Origin of the sequence: uncultured Methanobrevibacter sp., assembly GCF_937881195.1 — an archaeon.
GTDB lineage: Archaea > Methanobacteriota > Methanobacteria > Methanobacteriales > Methanobacteriaceae > Methanobinarius.
In genome coordinates, this window is sequence record NZ_CALGFC010000033.1 from 1 (window position 1) to 3,058 (window position 3,058).

General features: G+C 22.9%; 3 protein-coding genes and 1 pseudogene. All 4 read left to right on the top strand.

From position 1 onward, the window contains the following. A pseudogene (locus Q0087_RS05455) lies at window positions 1-649 on the top strand (hypothetical protein); the annotation flags it as partial. A 448-nt stretch (window positions 650-1,097) separates the two neighbouring features. Beyond that, window positions 1,098-1,376 (top strand): 50S ribosomal protein L44e, encoded by a 279-nt coding sequence (locus tag Q0087_RS05460; RefSeq protein WP_042702885.1) that lies wholly within the window; start codon window positions 1,098-1,100, stop codon window positions 1,374-1,376. A 222-nt stretch (window positions 1,377-1,598) separates the two neighbouring features. After that, on the top strand, window positions 1,599-1,778 hold the full coding sequence (locus tag Q0087_RS05465; RefSeq protein ID WP_297898672.1) for a 30S ribosomal protein S27e: 180 nt from the start codon (window positions 1,599-1,601) through the stop codon (window positions 1,776-1,778). Between the two features lie 140 nt (window positions 1,779-1,918). Continuing rightward, complete coding sequence (locus Q0087_RS05470; protein WP_297898673.1) at window positions 1,919-2,698, top strand: translation initiation factor IF-2 subunit alpha; 780 nt, start codon at window positions 1,919-1,921, stop codon at window positions 2,696-2,698. Window positions 2,699-3,058: the final 360 nt, after the last annotated feature.

Below are 3,058 nucleotides of genomic sequence, written 5' to 3' on the forward strand. Positions count from 1 at the left end.
TATTACTAATAATAATGATAATAAAGTTATTACTAATAATAATGATAATAAAGTTTTTAATAATAATATTGATAAAAATGATGTTGAGGATGATAAGGTTCTTAAAAGACTTAGAACCATTAAATCAGCAAAAATTATAGCTGATGAATCTGTTGAAAATATTGAAAAGCAGATAAATTCTCCAAATACTTCTTTTTCAAATAATAAATCTTTAGATGAGTCAAAAAATGAAAATAACATTATTAAAGATTTAAAAATCGAAAATTCAACTGAAATTGATAAACCTAAAACTTCCAAAACTATTAATAATGGTAATAATACGAATAATATTAATAAAAATTTAAAAACTAAACAAAAGTCTGAATTATCCAATATTATTGGTAATGAGGATGATCAGTTCGTTGATTTGGATTCATTGAATGTTACTGAATCTAATTTTCCCGATAATTTTACTGATTCAAATAATTCTAAATCAACAGTCGATAAGATAGCTAATGTAATGATTTTAGTATTTTCGGAGATTAATTCTATCATGGGAGTTGATAAGAAGATTTATGGCCCATTCAAGCCTCAAGATATTGTTGTTCTACCTGATATTAATGCTGAAATTTTAGTTAAGAATAAAATGGGGAGAATGGTTAAAAGCTAGATTTTTATAATTTTTAATTAAATATTTTAACATTTAGTTAAATATTTAATAAGATAATTGTTTATTATTATTTTGAAAATTTTTATCTTTCCATTAAATTTAAATATAGATTAAAATAATATATTATATTAATATCTATTATTTAAATGAAAAGTTTATTATTAATTTTTTATAAAATTCTAAAACTTATTTGGTTTTATTAAGCTTAAATCATTTAATTTAATGCTTTGGTGATATATTTTTCTTTAAAATTAATATATTGCTTTTTTAAAATTATTTTGAGATAATAAATATTCTACTCATGTTTGTTATATTTTTATGTATGTAATAATGGTTTTTAACTATTTTTTACATATTAGGATATAATTTATAGATATTATATCTTTTATATAATTTATATATTATTAATCATGTCATGGAGACATATATTTACAATAAAGGTGATTAAATGAAGATTCCTAAAGAAAAAAGAACTTACTGTCCGAAATGTAAAACTCACACTGTTCACGAAGTACTTGTAGCTAAAAAAAGAAAAGCTAGTGAGTTAAAATGGGGACAAAGACAATTCAGACGAGTAACTGCTGGTTATAGGGGTTATCCTAGGCCATTACCTGGTGGAAATAAACCAGTTAAAAAATTAGATTTGAGATATAAATGTAAAGAGTGTGGTAAATCTCGTGTTGCTTCCTCTTTTAGAACTGGTAAACCAGAATTTGTAGCTCAATAAGTTTATTAATAAACTCTCAATTACTATTGATAAGTTTATATTATTATTTGTTAGTTATAATGAATTTTTTATTTATAACTAATATTAAATATTATAACTTTAAATTTAAAACAATGTTTTTTTAAGTTATAATGTTTTTATAATATTCTTATATGTAGAATAATTATTAATATTCTATTAAAAATTATTAAAATTGTATTTCATGATTATATTGGTGATTAAATGTCAAATGAAAAAAGAGGAAATTTTTTAAAAGTCAAATGCTTGGACTGTGATAATGAACAAATAGTATTTGACAGAGCAGCTTCTAATGTCCAATGTATTATTTGTGGTAAAACACTTGTAAAACCTCTTGGAGGAAAAGCTAAAATAACTGCTCATATTGATTCAGTATTGAAATAAATATAAGCTTTCATAACTTTAAGCTTTTTTTTAAATATTTTATACTTATTTTAACTAGAGGATTTAATTTGCATCAATTGGGATTCAACATATAATTAAAAATTCTTTAGTCTATTTTTATTTATTTTTCAGGTGTTTTAATGGTAAGAAAAAATCAAGAATGGCCAAATGAAGGGGAATTAATAGTAGCTACTGTTTATAAAGTTCTTGGTTACGGTGCATTTGCTAATTTAGAAGAATATGAAGGAAAAGAAGCGTTTATTCATATTTCTGAAGTTTCTTCTGGTTGGGTTAAAAATATTCGTGATCATGTTAGGGAAAATCAAAAAATTGTAGCTAGGGTCTTAAGGGTTAATCCTAAAAAGGGGCATGTTGATGCTTCTTTAAAAAGAATAAGAGAAGATCAGAGAACAAAAAAGATTCAACAATGGAAAGTTGAACAAAAAGCAGAAAAATTTTTAGAATTAGCTGCTAAATCATTAGATAAAGACCTTGAAACTGCCTATAAGGAAGTAGGTTATAAATTGATGGATAGCTTTGGTGATATTTATGGTGCTTTTGAAACTGCATCTGAAGAAGGTGAATCTGTTCTAATTGAAGAAGGTATTAATGAAGAATGGGCTAAAACAATAGTTGATATAGCTAAAAAGAATATCACTCCTCCAGAAGTTCAAATTACTGGTTATGTTGATATTCAAACTTTTGATCCTAATGGCGTGGATATAATTAAAAAAGCTCTTTTAGCTGCTGAAAAAGAGGATGTTGAAATTCAATGTGTAGGTGCTCCTCGTTATAGGATAACAGTCAAATCTAGTGATTATATTCAAGCAGAAAAAAATTTAAAAGCTGCTGCAGACAGGGCTATTGAAATCATTGAAGAATCAAATGGTAATGGTGAATTTTTACGTGAATTAGAATAATTATTAACTAATATTTATATTAAAAGTCTATATTTAGATTTTAAGTTATTTATTAAATTATTATTTCTATTATTTATTAAATTGTTATTATCATACTTAATAGACTTCTGTTAATTTTACATTCTCTTTTCTAATTTACAATAATAATTATAATAATAATATTATTATTATTATCAAATATCTCATTATTAACTTTATAATTTTTAGTATTCATCAATTTAGTTTTTTATTTGAATAAAAATTGATTAATTCTATAATCTGTTTATTAATTTATTTACAAAGATTTATTTATCATGTTTTTTGTTTATTAGATTATATTAGATTATATTAGATTATATTAGATTATATTAGATTATATTA